The following is a 15,186-nucleotide window of genomic DNA, read 5'->3' as shown; positions in this document are numbered from 1 at the left end:
AGTGAGTTTTTATGAAAACATGTCGTTCGTTACTTCTACTTAGTTTTTTAACTTTGTCTTCTTTGACTGTTGCTCAAGAGCCGACACTTAAGGTGTATTGCAGTGCTAAACCTAATAGTTGTTTATGGCTGAAAGAACAGATGTTGTCTGAGTTTAAAATGCCAAGCCAAGTGCAAGTCAAAAGCTCTGGTGACGTATTAAATCTAATTGAAGCGGGTAATGAAGCGGGTTTTGATATCTGGTGGGGAGGCACAGGTGATACTCATTTAAAAGCTGCTGAAAATAATCTTTTAGCGCCCATTTTTTTAAATAATCTAGAACAGCAACTTTTTTGGTCACGCAATATTTTAGAAATTTCAAAACAGCGAAGTATAGGAATCTATGCCGGTATTCTTGGAATCATGATTAATAAAAAGGTTTTGTCTGAATTTAATCTTGAAATTCCTCAATGCTGGTCTGATTTAGGTGATACTCGATATAAGAGCCAAATTATTATTGGTGACCCCAACTTATCAGGCACAGCGTATACTTTTTTAAGTACGCTATTTCAGATCTATAAAGGGAAAAGAACGCGTCAGATGGTCTCAGATATCAAACAAAATGTGAGGCGAACAACAAAGAGCGGTCATAAGGCATTAACACCACTTATTGCCGGTGAGAATGGTATTTCTATTGCGTTTATTCATGATGTGGTTTCGGTACTTGATGATAATGATGATCTAGAAGTTATTATCCCTTGTGAGGGAACTGGGTATGAAATTGGGGCAGCTAGTATCATTAAGAACAGTCCTTATTCAGATGCAGCACAGCGGTTTATCGAGTTTAGCACCTACCCCGAAATTCAAAATAGTTTGGCTTCGGATATTGGTTTGCAACTTTACTCAAATATTCATTCAGTTAAATCTAGAGCTTACTTCGATGATAGCTACTTCAACTTAATTAACTATGATTTTTTTACCTATTCGCGTCCGCAAGTTAGACAGCGTATTTTAGATATGTGGAACTCGTTAGATTAAGAAAGTAATGAGCTGACATAGTTAACTTAATACATTTTTACTGTTTCTGTTTTATTAAAGTTTGATAATTCGTATTAATGTCTTGAGCTAAATCGTTTATTAAGTAGCGCATTTTTGCAACTGAATGCGGGTAGCCGTCAGCTTCTATTTCTGCTTTAAAGGTAAAGTTGTATTTAGGTGAAAGCGCTTGAGTTTCTTGGGTATTAATAAAGCTATAGCTACCAGTAAGTACGACTTTGGAATCTATCGTGGCATAAAAGTGGTCGATATCAAGGATTAAATTTACTTGAGAGTTTGCATTGATATCCTGCTGTTTACCTGATGTAACTTGTTTCTTTACTAGTGTCCTTAAATCCTGATGAAGCCCTTTTTGAATCGCATCATCTAAGCTCTCAGCCCAAGTATGGTAATAAGCATAACTTAGTTCATGCTCACTTAACTGTATTACTAAATTAGGTTGTTTTAAGTACTCTGGTAAGCTTAATTGTATATCTCTAATTGGACTAACTTTTTCTAAACCTTGCGTATCAAACTGTTGATTAAGAATATAATAATGGCTAGTGGGTGTAGGTTGGCTGTTACAGCCTAATAATAGAACACTGATAAATATAGGGATGATACGCATTAAATTCATTGTTATTGGCCTGTGTTTGGAGCTTTAAAGGGTTCAATATCAGAAGGCTGATTATCTGAAAAGATTAAGCTATTAGGTCTATTTTTGACCTTATTAAGTAAAGGCTTAAGCTCATGTAGACTAGATTGTACCGCTTGTAATGTGTTCAGTAACTCGTCGTAGCCAGGTGACCCTTCTGAAAGCCCTTGTGTCATGGTGGATACTTTTTTAAGTGTATCTTGTAGCTGCTGAGGTAATTGAGCGGCATGGGTTTGATCAACTAATGCATTTACCTTATTACTAGTTTGATTAAGGTCATTTAAGGTAGTACTCAAATCTTTTAATACTTGTTGTGTATCTTTTGTTAAGGATTCAAGTGGCAACTTGTTAAGTGTATCAATAAAGTCACCTGCTTTATTTGCTATCTGGCCTAGGTTGTCTTCAATCGTTGGAATGACCTCATAGCCATCTTTAAAGGAAACACTTGTCATAGGATGTTCAGGAAAGTGCTGTAACTCGACAAAGAGACTACCTGTCAGTAAGTTACCTGTAGCGAGGCTTGCTTTAAGCCCTTTTTTTATCCATTTTCGTGTTTGTAATTTAATACCCTCAGCGCTAAATTCTGTATCAGGTAAACCAACAAGACCAGGTTCTAAACTAAGTAAAACAGGGATTTTAAGGTCATCCTCTAATATAGCTTCATGCTTATTTTCATTGAAATTAGTATCTAACACTTTACCAACATGTACTCCGCGATATTCAACTGGAGCGCCAATTTCTAGCCCTCTAATTGAGCTGCTAACAAGCATAATATATTCGACTGTGTGCAGGTATTTTGTTGCACTTGCTTGCTCTACATTAGTATAAATTCTAAAGATATCTTCTTGAGTTGCTTGAGGGCCGGGCTCCATACCTTGGGGAACACCAAAAGTAATGCCATTGGTCAACAAGGTCTCGACATTACCTGTTTGTACACTAATACCATCGCTATTTAGATCTAATCGCAAACCACTGGTGTTCCAAAAACGTGTATTTTTAGTAATTAATTGATGGAAAGGCTCATTAACAAAGGCATCATAATAGACAACTCTTTCTTCAAAATTGAATTTAACTTTCTCAAAGCGACCTATGGTTAAACCCTTATATACGATGGGGTCTCCTGTTGTGAAAGCAAATTCGTCATCACTGTTTAAAGTGATTCTTAATCCTGGAGTGCCCGCTGGGGTAATGGGAGGGGTTTCAAGGCCGACAAAATCATACCTAGATACATCACTGTGTCCTGGGGATATTTCAATATGACCACCTGACAAAATAGTACTTAGCCCTGAAATGCCTTCTTTACCTACTCTGGGTTTTACTACCCAGAAATTGCTATCTTCTTTAAGTAGAGGGTCTGTGTTTTTATCAAGGCGAGCAGTTAGCTCAATACTATCAAATTGATCGGATAGCTTTAAATCAACTACCTTTCCTATGGTGATATCCCTTAATTTTATCTTAGTGATATCAATCTCGAGGCCTTCAGCATTCTCAAACGAAATTGTGATTAAAGGGCCTTGATTACTCCAATTATAATAGAGCATCCATAGGCCTATTGTGAGGGCAACAAAAGGAACCAGCCAAACTTTTGAAATAGGTCTTGCCTGATCTACTTTGGCTGGTGAAATATACACTTCTGGTGGCATTTTATTTCTCATTCTCAAATTGGTGGGGCTGATTTGCCCACATTAATCTGGGGTCAAATGACATGGCAGCTAACATGGTGGTGATTACCATACCTGCAAAAGCTATTGCAGCCATCCCTGGATAAACGCTCATTACTTTTCCCATTTGGATAATAGAGGCTAAAATTGCAACGGCAAAAACATCAACCATTGACCAGCGGCCTATTAGCTCCGTAGTACGATACAGTTCAAGGTTAATGCGCCTCGAATCTGTTTTCTTAATGGTGACACTTAGACATAACCAAGATAAAGCAAGAATTTTTCCTATGGGTACCAAGATACTAGCGACAAAAATGACCACTGCGATAGGGTAGGTACCAGGTTCCCATAGAGAAATAACACCCCCTAAAATTGTACTGGCTGTTTCTTGTCCTAACCAATTGGTATACATAATAGGTAGAAAGTTCGCGGGAATATACAAGAGAATACTCGTTATCAACAAAGCAATCGTGTGTTGTATGCTATTGCTGTTTATAAGGTGCAAATGACGGTGACAAGTACGACATTTAGGTTGGCTCATGTCATTTAAAGTTAAGCAAACGGGGCAACCGTATTGGTGATTCTGTTCGGCATTATCTCTATGGTTATCTTTCATGAATTTTTACCTTTCGCCAAATCTGATATCTATCAAGCAGAGACAAACTTGCCACTAAACAAATGATAAAAAAAACATAGCTCCAAAAAGATAGGCCTAAGGTTACAGTCGCCAAAGATGATATTTTGATAAAACTAATCAAAGTTGCGACTAGAAAAATTTCAGCCATATTCCAATCAATAAGAAAAAAGACACTTTGTAGAAGTTGCTGAGTATAAGGGAGTAAACGCTTTTGCTGTAAAGAAATAAGCACGTAAATGAGAGAGACAAGGCAAATAGCAGGAATAAGTAAAGTGCTAAAAAAGAGCAAGACGGCAATACTAAAGTAGTCCATTAAGACCATATTAATAATGCTATCAGCAAAACTGATGACATACTCTTTTCCCTGATTACTAAAGTATAAAAAGGGAAAGGGCAAAGCAAAAATAAGAAAAATAAAACTAGAAATAGAGAGGGCTAGAATTTTATTGTGCGCACCAAGTTGACGGCGAGTAATCAAATGATTACATCTTGGGCAAGAAGCTGTTTGCCCGTAATCAAGTTCAGGTAAAGAAATGAGCAAGTCGCACCCATGGCAGGCGAGTGTCGTATCGCTTTCTGGTAAGTCTTGAGTCAAATCATTCATCTGTTTAAGTGTTTTTTTTACCTATTTCAGATTTTAATTAGCTAGCCTAATGAAAACTTTAAGCTAGTTCAAATTTACAATTGAACCTACTTTACTGATAGAGGGGGTTATCGCCTAGTGGATTTTCGATTTAAGTTGTTCAGAGCGAGTATCACTTCAAGATAACCAAACCTATTGTCACTTATTTTGATCAAGTTAAGTTAGCAAAAACAGTGTAATTAATTAATCAGCTTGATAATTTAAGCACGTATTTCATTTAATTCACCGAACGAATAATTATGCGATGAATTAAAGCTTTTAAATTGATCAAAGAGGTTGCATGGTTTTTGATCAGGTTAGCCTGTAACCTTAGTACTAGATTTAGGTTAAGTAAGGTAAAAACAAACCATTTCACTGAGTTTATTGTCACGATTATCTCATTTTGCACAAGCTTGTTGCTTATTTTAATGAGAGGTAGGTAAACTAAATTTGGTTTTATATAGACTATAGTTTATTGCTAAAGCCGTTGATTAAGGTCTTTAGTGATGAATTTGATGAGAGTTTGAAACAGTAATTTATGTCTAATGTCGATCGAGTAAGTTCAGACATGGATGAAAAAGTTAAAAGGATTTTCGATGCAACACCTGTACCCATGGTACTGTCTCGTCCAGATGGTAGTTTTGAGTACGTTAACAAGGCCATGCTAGACCTATTGGGTTATAGTCAAAGTGAAATCTACCAAACCGATATTATCATCTCTCACCCAGATAATTTTGAAGCAAATGAAACCATCCGCGAACACCTAAGAAATGATCCTTACAGCAGTGTTGTCATAGAGAAAAAATACCTACATAAATCTGGCAGAACCATTGAAGGTTTATTAACTCTGACAGCAGAGCCTGATGAAGATGGGTCAATTAAAAGAATGATTGCACAAGTGGTTGACCTAACTGAACAGAAAAAGACAGATGCGTCTTTATTAATGTTTAAAACCTTGCTCGATAGCTCTAGCGATGCCATTTATGTAATCGATTCTAAAACGTCTTACATTATTGAATGTAACCAGCCTGGTTATCTTAATCTTGGTTACCAAAGGGATGAGGTTGTCGGAAAGCTCAAGGTTTCAGATATTAATCCTAAGATGGCTCGTAAAGGCGCATGGAAAAAATTAACTGATGAGTTAAAAGAAACGAAAAGTATGCTGTTTGAGCGAAATAGCATACACAAAGATGGAACAAATTTACCGGTTGAAGTTAGCCTTAGTTACATTCAGTTTGATTCTCAATCTTATGTATTGGCTGTTGTTAGAGATATAAGACAACGTAAAGCTGCAGAAAAACTGATTTGGCAACAAGCTAATTATGATCATTTAACCGGATTGCCTAATCGCCGTTTAGTTACAGATCGAATTCAGCAAGCTATCCATCAAGCGGATATTAATGACACCTATATAACGCTTTTGTATCTAGATTTAGATAGATTTAAAGAGGTTAATGATACCTTTGGTCATGCTAAAGGAGATCAGTTATTAATTGATGTTGCTCGTAGGTTGAATGAAGCAGTAAAACCATCTGATACCGTAGCAAGGTTAGGTGGGGATGAGTTTACGTTAATCTTATCTGAATTCGATAATACTGAACCATTTAATAAAGCTGCAGTAGAGAGTGTGGCGAATAAAATTTTATATAGTCTTAATCAATCATTTCAGCTAGATAACGAACAAGTATATATCTCCGCTAGCATAGGTATCGCTTTTTACCCTGGTGATGCTAAAAACTCAGACGACTTATTTAAAGCAGCAGATCAAGCAATGTATTCGGCAAAAGCACAGGGGAAGAATTGTTTTCAATATTTCTCAGCAAGTATGCAGGAAGAAGCAATCGCCAGAGCTCAGTTAATCAATGAACTACACAGGGCGATTGAAGAAAAAGAGTTCAGTCTAGAATACCAACCAATTGTCGAGTTAAAAACAGGTAAAATCTGTAAAGCAGAGGCCTTAATCCGCTGGCAACATCCTCAAAAAGGTATGGTCGCCCCTGACGCATTTATTCCGATGGCTGAAGATACGGGTTTAATTTGCGAAATAGGCGATTGGGTATTTAAAGAAGTCGCTCAGCAAGTGGCACGATGGCGGATAAAGTTAGATCCGAACTTTCAGCTCAATATTAACACTTCACCAGTTCAATATTTAGAAAGTAACTCATTCTTAGGTAATTGGATGACTTATTTAAATGAGTATAAAGTGCCTGGAGAGGCGTTAGCGGTTGAAATAACTGAACGCATTTTGATGGACTCCCATTCATCTATTTCAAAGAAATTGGTTAACTTCCAGTCTTTAGGGATAGATGTGGCTTTAGATGATTTTGGTATGGGTTACTCTTCTTTGTCTTACATTAAAAAGTTTGATATTGATTATCTAAAAATAGATCGTTCTTTCGTCAAAAATGTAACAACCAGTATTAATGACAAAGTCTTATGTGAAGCTATGATTGTAATGGCTCACAAGTTAGGTATTAAAGTTGTCGCTGAAGGTATTGAAACAGAAGCACAAAGGCGCTGTTTAAAAGATATTGGCTGTGATTACGGCCAAGGCTTTTTGTTTTCAAGACCGATTGGAGTAGAGGTATTCGAACAAAAAATGATTCAAAGTCATTTAGAGGCGATTAAGCTCTCTAACGGATAAGTTAAGTTTTCAAAAGGATAAACTTAACTGGATAGAAATAAAAAAGGTAGAGATAATTCTCTACCTTTTTCTATTCAGTTCAGGTGGGCCTTTCTAGTGAGTTTTATACTAGTTACGGCCAGATAAAACACCACCGTCAACATCCCAAATCGCCCCAGTTACCCAACTGGCTTTTTCACTCAATAAGAAACAAATGCTACTGGCAATATCATCTGGTGTACCAATGCGGCCAATTGGATGAAAATCATCAAAGCCAGCTAAAGCATCATCAAGCTCATTTTGATCAATAAAAGAATGATAAATAGGTGTTTTGACAACCGCTGGGGCGACCGCATTAACTCTAATGTTAAACTCAGATAACTCCATTGCCATATGTTGTGTTAAAGCATGCAGTCCTGCTTTTGCCATTGAGTAGGCGCTTGATGGCGTTGCTTTAATGGCCTGTTTTGCCCACATTGAACCTATATGCACTATTGAACCTGATTGGTTTGCAATCATGTTTTTAGCAATGGCTTGACTGATAAAGAAGCTCGCTTTATTTAGGACCATATATTTATCGAAATCAGACGCTTGATGCTCGATAAATGCAGTTGGCTTAAAGTAGCCCGCCGCATTAACAAAGTAATTAATTGGGTGTGTTTGTTCTGTAATTGCGTTAATTAGGGTGCTAACCTCTTGCTCCTGATAAAGGTCAACTTGTAAAGTTTCTACTTGGTTGACACTATTTATCTGGTTAAGCTCGGCTTTTGCTGCTGCTAACTTCTCTTTTGAACTAGATGCAATAATTAAATCACATCCTTGTGCGGCAAGTTGTTTTGCAGTGGCTAATCCCATACCGCTTGAACCGCCTAGAATAAAGGCTAAAGGTGTATTTGCTTGTGTCATAATATCTCTCCTAATTAGGTCTTGTTAAAGAATATGTAGTTAGCTTAAATGGAGAACTAGCGGCTTGAAAACCAAGCACAAATTGGTTCTATAGGTACTTTTTGGTATATCTTGATGAAAACATTAGAAAATAAAATTAGTCGAAAAAAAGCCCCTGAAAACAGTGCGCGTATGGTTGAGACGATATATGGCTGTAAATGGTCTTTGACGGTTTACCAGCTATTAAAAGAAGGTGTTAATCGTCCAGGAAAAATGGTGAAAAGTGTTGAGGGATTGAGTACTAAAGTACTGAATGAGTGCCTTAGAAAAAACACTGACTTTGGCATATTAGAGCGAATAAGCTTTAATGAAGTACCCCCAAGAGTGGAGTATCAAGTGACTGAATTTGGGCAAAAATTCATTCGTATCCTAGATGAGCTTGAGCTATTGCAAGATGAAATAAATCAACTGAATTGAACATTGTTTTAATTTTTATAAAAACTGTTTGACCTTAGACCTATCTCCAAGCCTTAGAATCAATTTCTAGAACAATACCCAGAAATGGTTTTAGCCATGGATTCTATGTGGAGTACCTATGAAAATTAAATCGAACACCTTTATCTTGGCCGCAGCACTTGTTAGTTCTCAAGCATTTGCAGCAACGATAGACCTTTATAAATCTGCGAATTGCGGCTGTTGTGCTGCATGGGCCAAAATTATGGAGAAAAACGGTCATGAAGTGACTGTCCATGCTGATAAGGATTGGTCAAGTGTTCGTCAAAGTCATGGTTTACCTTACCAGCTAGGCTCTTGTCACACCGCAATTATTGAAGGCTATCTTATCGAGGGGCATGTACCTCAAGCAGAAATAGAAAGATTACTGAAAGAGAAACCCACAAACATTGCGGGCCTTTCTGCTCCTGGTATGCCTATGCATTCTCCTGGCATGGCAAAAGAAGGTGCGCCTTTTAAAGACTTCCAAGTGGTTGCCTTTGATAAGTCGGGCAAAACTAGCTTATATCGTCAATATTAATGCTGAATAATTAGCATCTATGATTTAGCTTTATCTTAGTTTCTAACTAAGATAAAGCTATTTGATTGCTTGAATAATACTACGCAGCTTAGCGGGTTTAACTGGCTTAGGTAAATAATTCACCTTTTGTTGCTGGCAGTCCTGTATCACTTTAGGATCACGCACTGCCGTGATTAATACCGCAGGAATATTTGTTTCAAACTTGTCTCGAATTACTTTAATCAAGGCTAATCCATCTAAATCCTGAGCAAGCTGATAATCCACTAATAAAAGGTCGGGAGCGTGCTCTTGATCTAAAGCCTCTTGAATTCTTGTAAAGCAGAAGACAGGGTGTTGCCAACGTTCGAGTAAAGATTGCATCGCATCTAAATTGTTTGGATCATCATCAATACACCAAGCTGTAATTTGATGTTTAGCCTCAAATGTTGTCTTGATAGTCGGACTTTCCTGTTGCTCTATTTCTTCTTGTTCTTTCGCTAGAGGGACTTTGATACTGAAACAGCTACCAGAATTTACTTTAGATTTAACCTCGCTAGTAAGACCTAAAACGTTTTGCATACGTTTCACTAATCCAAGCCCAAGACCAATACCTTCTTCATTGGTATTTTGCCAGCGATAAAAGTCTTCAAAAATGTGACCTTGTTCTTGAGCTGGTATGCCAACACCTGTGTCCCATACTTGAATTAATAAGTGATCATTGCGTTTTCGACAGGCTATGAGTACTTTGCCTTCTTGAGTGTATTTGACTGCATTAGAAACAAAATTTTGAATGATACGTCTAAGGTATACAGGGTCGCTATGTACCTTGTACTTGCCTATATGGCTTTTAAGTAAGACATTTTTATCTTCGGCGATAACAGAAAATTCATTAACGATAGGCTGTAATAAGTCATTTAAATGAATATCAAGAAGCACAGGTTTAATGGCGCCTTGGTCAAACCGTGCTATTTCTAACAAGGTTGAAATCAAGGTCTCTGTGGATTGCACAGACTCATTCAACTTATCTACAATAGATTGGGTTGAGCCTTGAAGTGATTCCGCATCTAGTGCACCTAAATAAAGTCTAGCAGCATTTAATGGCTGTAAAATATCATGGCTTGCTAAGGCCAAAAACTCAGTTTTAGTATGGTTCGCTTTTTCGGCTTCAGCTTTGGCTTTAATTAACTCTAGCTCTGCTTTTGCCCTGCGATTGATCTCTTGAATAAGCTCTTGGTTGACGCTTTTTACTTCATCAGATCGAGCCTGTACTCGGTTTTGTAAGTCTATATTGGCTTCTTTGAGTGCGTGTTGGCTTTCTATATGTTCGGTAACATCGGTAAAACTGGTAACAAACCCACCTTCTGGCAAAGGGTTACCTAGCATTTCAATAACTCTGCCGTTTGCTCTTCTTCGTAAGAACCTATGTTGGCTGGCATTACGTAAATGGGTCAAACGCTTTTGCACTAAGGTCTCAACATCACCAAAGCCACATTCGCCATTTTGCGCATTAAAACGAATCAAACTTTCGATTGGTACGCCAACTTTGAGTAAGTTATCGGGATAATGGTAAAGCTCTGCGTAGGTTTTATTCCAAGCAACCAGCTGTAACTCTTTATCTATGACACTAATGCCTTGGGCGAGATTATCCATAGAGACAAAGAGCAGGTTTTGATTGAATTGAATGGCTTGAGTTGCTTCATCGAGATAGGTCACCATCTCTTCCACCTTCATGCGTTTACCTACCATGACCGAATTGATAATGGTTCTGGCTGATGAACCACCAAAAACACCGCCTAAGATACGTTCACAAAAGTCGATAAATTGACGATTAGGAGAGTCTTTTTCGAGTAAGGTGAAATTATGCTGCTCTTGATACTCAAATAATATTTGTTGGCTTCTCTGTTTACCTAAGAAGGTTTCCAGCAAGACAATAAGATCACCGTTTTGTGCCAAGGATTTAGGCTTAATAAAACGGCCTTCTAGCTCAGAGGTTGGGCTGACAAATGCCGTTGCTTGAATTCTATCTATGAGCCTTTCGCTCGCTAGAAGGGAGCCTGCAATATAGCCTACAATGTTTGCAATGAGGCTAATACATGCCCCTAAGGATATAACCTCTGCACGGGTTTCAAAGTTATGGCTTGACCACTCTTGAGTGCCCAGTAGAGGGAAAATCAACCAAAGTAGCCAAAACACAAAACCTAGCCCGAAGCCCGTATACACACCAACAGCATGTCCACGACGCCAGTACAAACCACCAATAACAGCAGGTACAAGTTGCAAGACCAAAGAGAAGGCTAATAAGCCAGTGCCCGCTAAGGATTCACTGGTGGCCATTTCCTGATAGTAGAGGTATGACAAGATAAGAATGGCGGCAATGACAAAGCGTCTAATATGCAACATCTTTTTATGGTAAAGCGGCTGAGCCTGATTTCGAGAGGAGGCTCTTGCCAGCATAATTGGCAGGATCACATCGTTCGAAATCATGATACTTAAAGAGAAGGTCGCAATGATGATCATGGCGGTGGTGGCTGATAAACCACCAAGGAAAATTAATACTTCTAAAAAGGTGTTATCTGAGGCCAAGGCAAATTGAATAACATAGGTATCTGCATTTGTATCTATGCCAAATAAGTTTTGGCCTGTCATAGCTATTGGCGGAATGAGTATGGCAAATATGGTCAGATAAATAGGGAAAACCCAACGGGCCATATTCAGCTGTTTTTTCTCTTGGTGATCAACAACGGTAACGTGAAATTGTCTCGGTAAACAGATGACGGCCGCTGCGCCCATCAAAGTTTGCATCAGAAAGCTGAAAGAGAAAAAGTCGTCTGTTTGCCAAACTTGAGAATCAAAAGTGTGCTCAAGGGTTTGTGAAAATGAAATACTGTCTTTGTCATTGAGGAGAACGATGGCAATAAAACCAACGCCGATAATGGCAAAAAGCTTAAATAAGGACTCAACCGCAATGGCTAGCATCATGCCTGAACGGTAATCGGTCACCTCAATTTTTCTAGTACCAAATATCACTGCAAAAATACCCACAGAAATCGTTGCAATCAGAACAATAGCAGAAGATGAAACCCCCTCTTGATTTACGAATAAACTGAAGTTAGATCCTATTGCCTTAAGCTGTAGCGAGATATAAGGAATGATTGCCAACATGGCAATCATGATGACCAGAGGGGCTGTTAAAGGGCGTTTACCATAACGGGAAGAAATGAAATCTGCGATCGAGGTAATGTTTTGCTTGTGACTAACAAAGGTGAGTTTTTTTAAAAAAGGGAAAGCAAATAAATAGAGTAAAACCGGGCCTAATAGAATGGGCAGATAACTCCAACCAAAACGAGCCGCTTCACCAACCGCGCCATAAAAGGTCCACGCAGTACAATAAATAGCCAAGGAAAGGCTGTAAACCAAAGGGTGTCGGGTTAACTGCTTTATTTTAGGGTTTTCTTTATCACCCCAACGGGCAATCCAGAATAAACCTAAAATATAAGCTATGGCTAATAGTATCCAAATAGGAGTTAAAATATGGCTGCTCCTAGCGTTTGTATTTAGTGTTTAGGTTTTTTGTTTTACTGCAATCTACTTGGTATCTACCCATAAACTAGCTTAGTTCTCGCGTTTAAAGTCTTCATTAAAACCGGTTTCATAATCAATAAATGCCATTTCAGACTCGCCATAATAGATACTTTTTGAGGCGATGGTGACCAAACGAATAATAGATTCTGGCGTAATATCAGAGATGATTTTTTGTGACCACTGGGTGCCCTGATCAGTGTCTTGGACAAAGTATAGTTTGCTGGTATTACCTTGGTTATCAAGTAATGAGGCTTCTACCTCAGAGAGCGGAAAGGGTGAACTTACTATCAAGGTTTTGCCGTTTTCGATATAGATATTGAGTTCAAAATTACCGTTTTGAAAAGTACATTTACCACTGGTGTAACGACAGTTAGATTTAGCTACAAGTGGGTAAGTTTCCCCTTCAATGGCTTTATGAGGCTTCTCACTAACTAGGTTATCAACACCAAAATAAGCCAATAAGGCTAAGATAGGAGCTACTATCAGTGCGATAACTATGTGTTTGTTTTTGAACATATAAATTCCTGCTTATGATTATTAAAGAGATACAGGTGAGGTTCTGCTCAAGCCTTGAGTAAAGGTAAAGCCTGTCATCCACTTTATCGCATCGCATTCCGTGTTTATCTTTTGCCCATATTAGAATATAAGCAATAAGTATTTATGAGTTTATATATGAGAAAAGATACCGACACAAGGATCGGTATCTTTTTGTTTAGCTTGGTCTAATTAAGCTTAAAGCCAAATTAGACCAAGTCAATTTTAGTGATCCGTTGCTTGGCCTGCGCCAGCTGGGATACGGATATGTTCCACCATATCTTGTACATCTTTTGGTGCTTCGCCATACATTCTGTATACCACTAGGGCAACAGCAAAGTTAACGGTTGCACCTACTGCACCAAATGCATTTGGCTCAATACCTAAGAACCAGTTGTTTGGTAGATCACCTAGGAAGGATGTGCTGGCAATAAACATGATGCCTTTATGCTGGAATACATAGAAAAGCGTCACACTTAAACCTGCAATCATGCCGGCAATGGCACCTTCACGGTTCATCTTCTTAGAGAAGATCCCCATCATTAATGCTGGGAAAATAGACGAAGCAGCAAGACCAAAAGCGAGGGCAACGGTACCTGCGGCAAAGTCTGGTGGATTAAAGCCAAGATAACCTGCAAACACTATGGCACCTGCCATGGCAATTCGGCTGGCTCTGAGCTCTTGTTTCTCTGTGATGTCGGGTTTGAGAACCCCTTTTAACAAGTCATGGGAGATAGCTGACGCAATCGCAAGTAATAAACCTGCCGCGGTAGATAGTGCCGCTGCAAGACCACCTGCTGCTACAAGTGCAATAACCCAGTTAGGTAGCTTAGCGATTTCAGGGTTAGCAAGTACCATGATATCTCTGTCTACTTTGACTAGCTCATTTTTAGACTTGTCCGCTTCGTATTGAATACGGCCATCACCATTTTTATCTTCAAATTTAAGAAGACCTGTTGTTTCCCAGTTTTTAAACCAATCAGGACGCTCAGCATAAGCTAGGTTTTCTTCAGCCGCTGGTGGTTGCATTGTATTGATTAGGTTTAAACGAGCCATAGCAGCAACAGCAGGTGCTGTTGTATACAAGATAGCAATGAAAACCAGTGCCCAACCCGCTGAAGTACGCGCATCTTTCACTTTAGGCACAGTGAAGAAACGGATAATTACGTGAGGAAGACCAGCTGTGCCTATCATCAGAGATAGTGTGTAAGCGACCATGTTGGTGGTGCTTAAACGAGTTTGAGTACTGTATTCAGCCCAACCTAGTTCAGTCACTATCTGATCAAGTCGATCAAGTAGGAAAGTTTCAGAACCAATCAAAGTACTGCCTAAACCGAGTTGTGGAATAGGGTTACCTGTTAGGTTAAGTGAAATGAAAACAGCAGGGATAGTATAAGCAAAAATGAGTACGACATACTGAGCTATCTGCGTGTATGTAATCCCTTTCATACCACCCATTACTGAGTAGAAGAATACGATCGTCATCCCCACCAATAGACCCACTTCATACTGCACTTCTAAGAAGCGAGAGAAAGCCACCCCTATCCCTTTCATCTGTCCAATAACATAAGTTACTGAGGCCACAATCAAGCAAATTACAGCCACAATACGTGCTGTTTTTGAGTAGAAACGATCACCGATAAATTCAGGTACCGTAAACTTACCGAACTTACGAAGATAAGGAGCAAGAAGTAATGCAAGCAAGACATAACCACCCGTCCAGCCCATCAAGAAGACAGAACCACCGTAGCCATAAAATGCAATTAAGCCAGCCATACCAATGAAAGACGCTGCTGACATCCAGTCAGCACCCGTTGCCATACCGTTAAGTACAGGGTGAACGCCACCCCCAGCAACATAGAATTCTTTGGTAGAACCAGCACGAGCCCAGAATGCGATGCCCAGATATAAGGCAAAGGTAATTCCAACAACAATATAGGTTAATGTTTGTAATTCCATGAT

At 38.8% G+C, this 15,186-nt stretch carries 12 protein-coding genes; 4 read left to right on the top strand and 8 right to left on the bottom strand.

Annotation, left to right across the window (positions count from 1 at the left end; genetic code table 11):
• The first annotated feature begins 11 nt into the window (after positions 1 to 11).
• Positions 12 to 1,016 carry an extracellular solute-binding protein gene (locus Q0A08_RS09915; protein ID WP_438466811.1) on the top strand — a complete coding sequence of 335 codons (1,005 nt, stop codon included), beginning with the start codon at positions 12 to 14 and terminating at the stop codon, positions 1,014 to 1,016.
• 37 nt (positions 1,017 to 1,053) lie between these two features.
• On the opposite strand, the gene Q0A08_RS09910 is transcribed toward Q0A08_RS09915, so the two are convergent.
• From Q0A08_RS09910 to Q0A08_RS09895, 4 genes are read right to left on the bottom strand one after another with little or no spacing between them, the layout of a single operon-like run.
• Positions 1,054 to 1,650: a PqiC family protein gene (locus Q0A08_RS09910; RefSeq protein ID WP_438466809.1), complete on the bottom strand. Its 597-nt coding sequence runs from the start codon at positions 1,648 to 1,650 to the stop codon at positions 1,054 to 1,056.
• Positions 1,651 to 1,652: 2 nt separating this feature from the next.
• Positions 1,653 to 3,311: an intermembrane transport protein PqiB gene (gene pqiB / locus Q0A08_RS09905; protein ID WP_438466807.1), complete on the bottom strand. Its 1,659-nt coding sequence runs from the start codon at positions 3,309 to 3,311 to the stop codon at positions 1,653 to 1,655.
• Between the two features lies 1 nt (position 3,312).
• Positions 3,313 to 3,945: a paraquat-inducible protein A gene (locus Q0A08_RS09900; protein WP_438466805.1), complete on the bottom strand. Its 633-nt coding sequence runs from the start codon at positions 3,943 to 3,945 to the stop codon at positions 3,313 to 3,315.
• Complete coding sequence (locus Q0A08_RS09895) at positions 3,935 to 4,570, bottom strand: paraquat-inducible protein A (RefSeq protein WP_438466803.1); 636 nt, start codon at positions 4,568 to 4,570, stop codon at positions 3,935 to 3,937. Before Q0A08_RS09895 ends, Q0A08_RS09900 begins: the two co-directional genes overlap by 11 nt.
• 556 nt (positions 4,571 to 5,126) lie before the next feature.
• On the opposite strand from Q0A08_RS09895, the gene Q0A08_RS09890 reads away from it, so the two are divergent.
• A complete protein-coding gene (locus Q0A08_RS09890) occupies positions 5,127 to 7,232 on the top strand; it encodes a sensor domain-containing protein (protein ID WP_438466801.1) in 2,106 nt (701 codons plus the stop codon).
• 108 nt (positions 7,233 to 7,340) lie between these two features.
• Here Q0A08_RS09890 and Q0A08_RS09885 read toward each other — a convergent pair whose 3' ends face one another.
• Positions 7,341 to 8,117: an SDR family NAD(P)-dependent oxidoreductase gene (locus Q0A08_RS09885; protein WP_438466799.1), complete on the bottom strand. Its 777-nt coding sequence runs from the start codon at positions 8,115 to 8,117 to the stop codon at positions 7,341 to 7,343.
• Between the two features lie 114 nt (positions 8,118 to 8,231).
• On the opposite strand from Q0A08_RS09885, the gene Q0A08_RS09880 reads away from it, so the two are divergent.
• Together Q0A08_RS09880 and Q0A08_RS09875 are read left to right on the top strand one after the other, a co-directional pair.
• Entirely contained in the window at positions 8,232 to 8,573 is a 342-nt protein-coding gene (locus Q0A08_RS09880; RefSeq protein WP_438466797.1) for a winged helix-turn-helix transcriptional regulator, read from the top strand.
• A gap of 118 nt (positions 8,574 to 8,691) precedes the next feature.
• Entirely contained in the window at positions 8,692 to 9,129 is a 438-nt protein-coding gene (locus tag Q0A08_RS09875; protein WP_438466795.1) for a DUF411 domain-containing protein, read from the top strand.
• Between the two features lie 57 nt (positions 9,130 to 9,186).
• On the opposite strand, the gene Q0A08_RS09870 is transcribed toward Q0A08_RS09875, so the two are convergent.
• The 3 genes from Q0A08_RS09870 to Q0A08_RS09860 all read right to left on the bottom strand — a co-directional run bounded on the left by Q0A08_RS09870 (position 9,187) and on the right by Q0A08_RS09860 (position 15,183).
• A complete protein-coding gene (locus tag Q0A08_RS09870; RefSeq protein WP_438466793.1) occupies positions 9,187 to 12,507 on the bottom strand; it encodes a hybrid sensor histidine kinase/response regulator in 3,321 nt (1,106 codons plus the stop codon).
• A 213-nt stretch (positions 12,508 to 12,720) separates the two neighbouring features.
• Positions 12,721 to 13,206, bottom strand: coding sequence for a hypothetical protein (locus Q0A08_RS09865; protein ID WP_438466791.1), 486 nt, complete (start codon positions 13,204 to 13,206; stop codon positions 12,721 to 12,723).
• A gap of 243 nt (positions 13,207 to 13,449) precedes the next feature.
• A complete protein-coding gene (locus Q0A08_RS09860) occupies positions 13,450 to 15,183 on the bottom strand; it encodes a sodium:solute symporter family protein (protein ID WP_438466789.1) in 1,734 nt (577 codons plus the stop codon).
• Between the last annotated feature and the right edge of the window lie 3 nt (positions 15,184 to 15,186).

Origin of the sequence: Marinomonas sp. PE14-40 (assembly GCF_051623805.1) — a bacterium.
Classification (GTDB): Bacteria; Pseudomonadota; Gammaproteobacteria; order Pseudomonadales; family Marinomonadaceae; genus Marinomonas.
The sequence above is the reverse complement of the archived record's forward strand: the minus strand, read 5'-3'. Positions and strand labels throughout refer to the sequence as shown.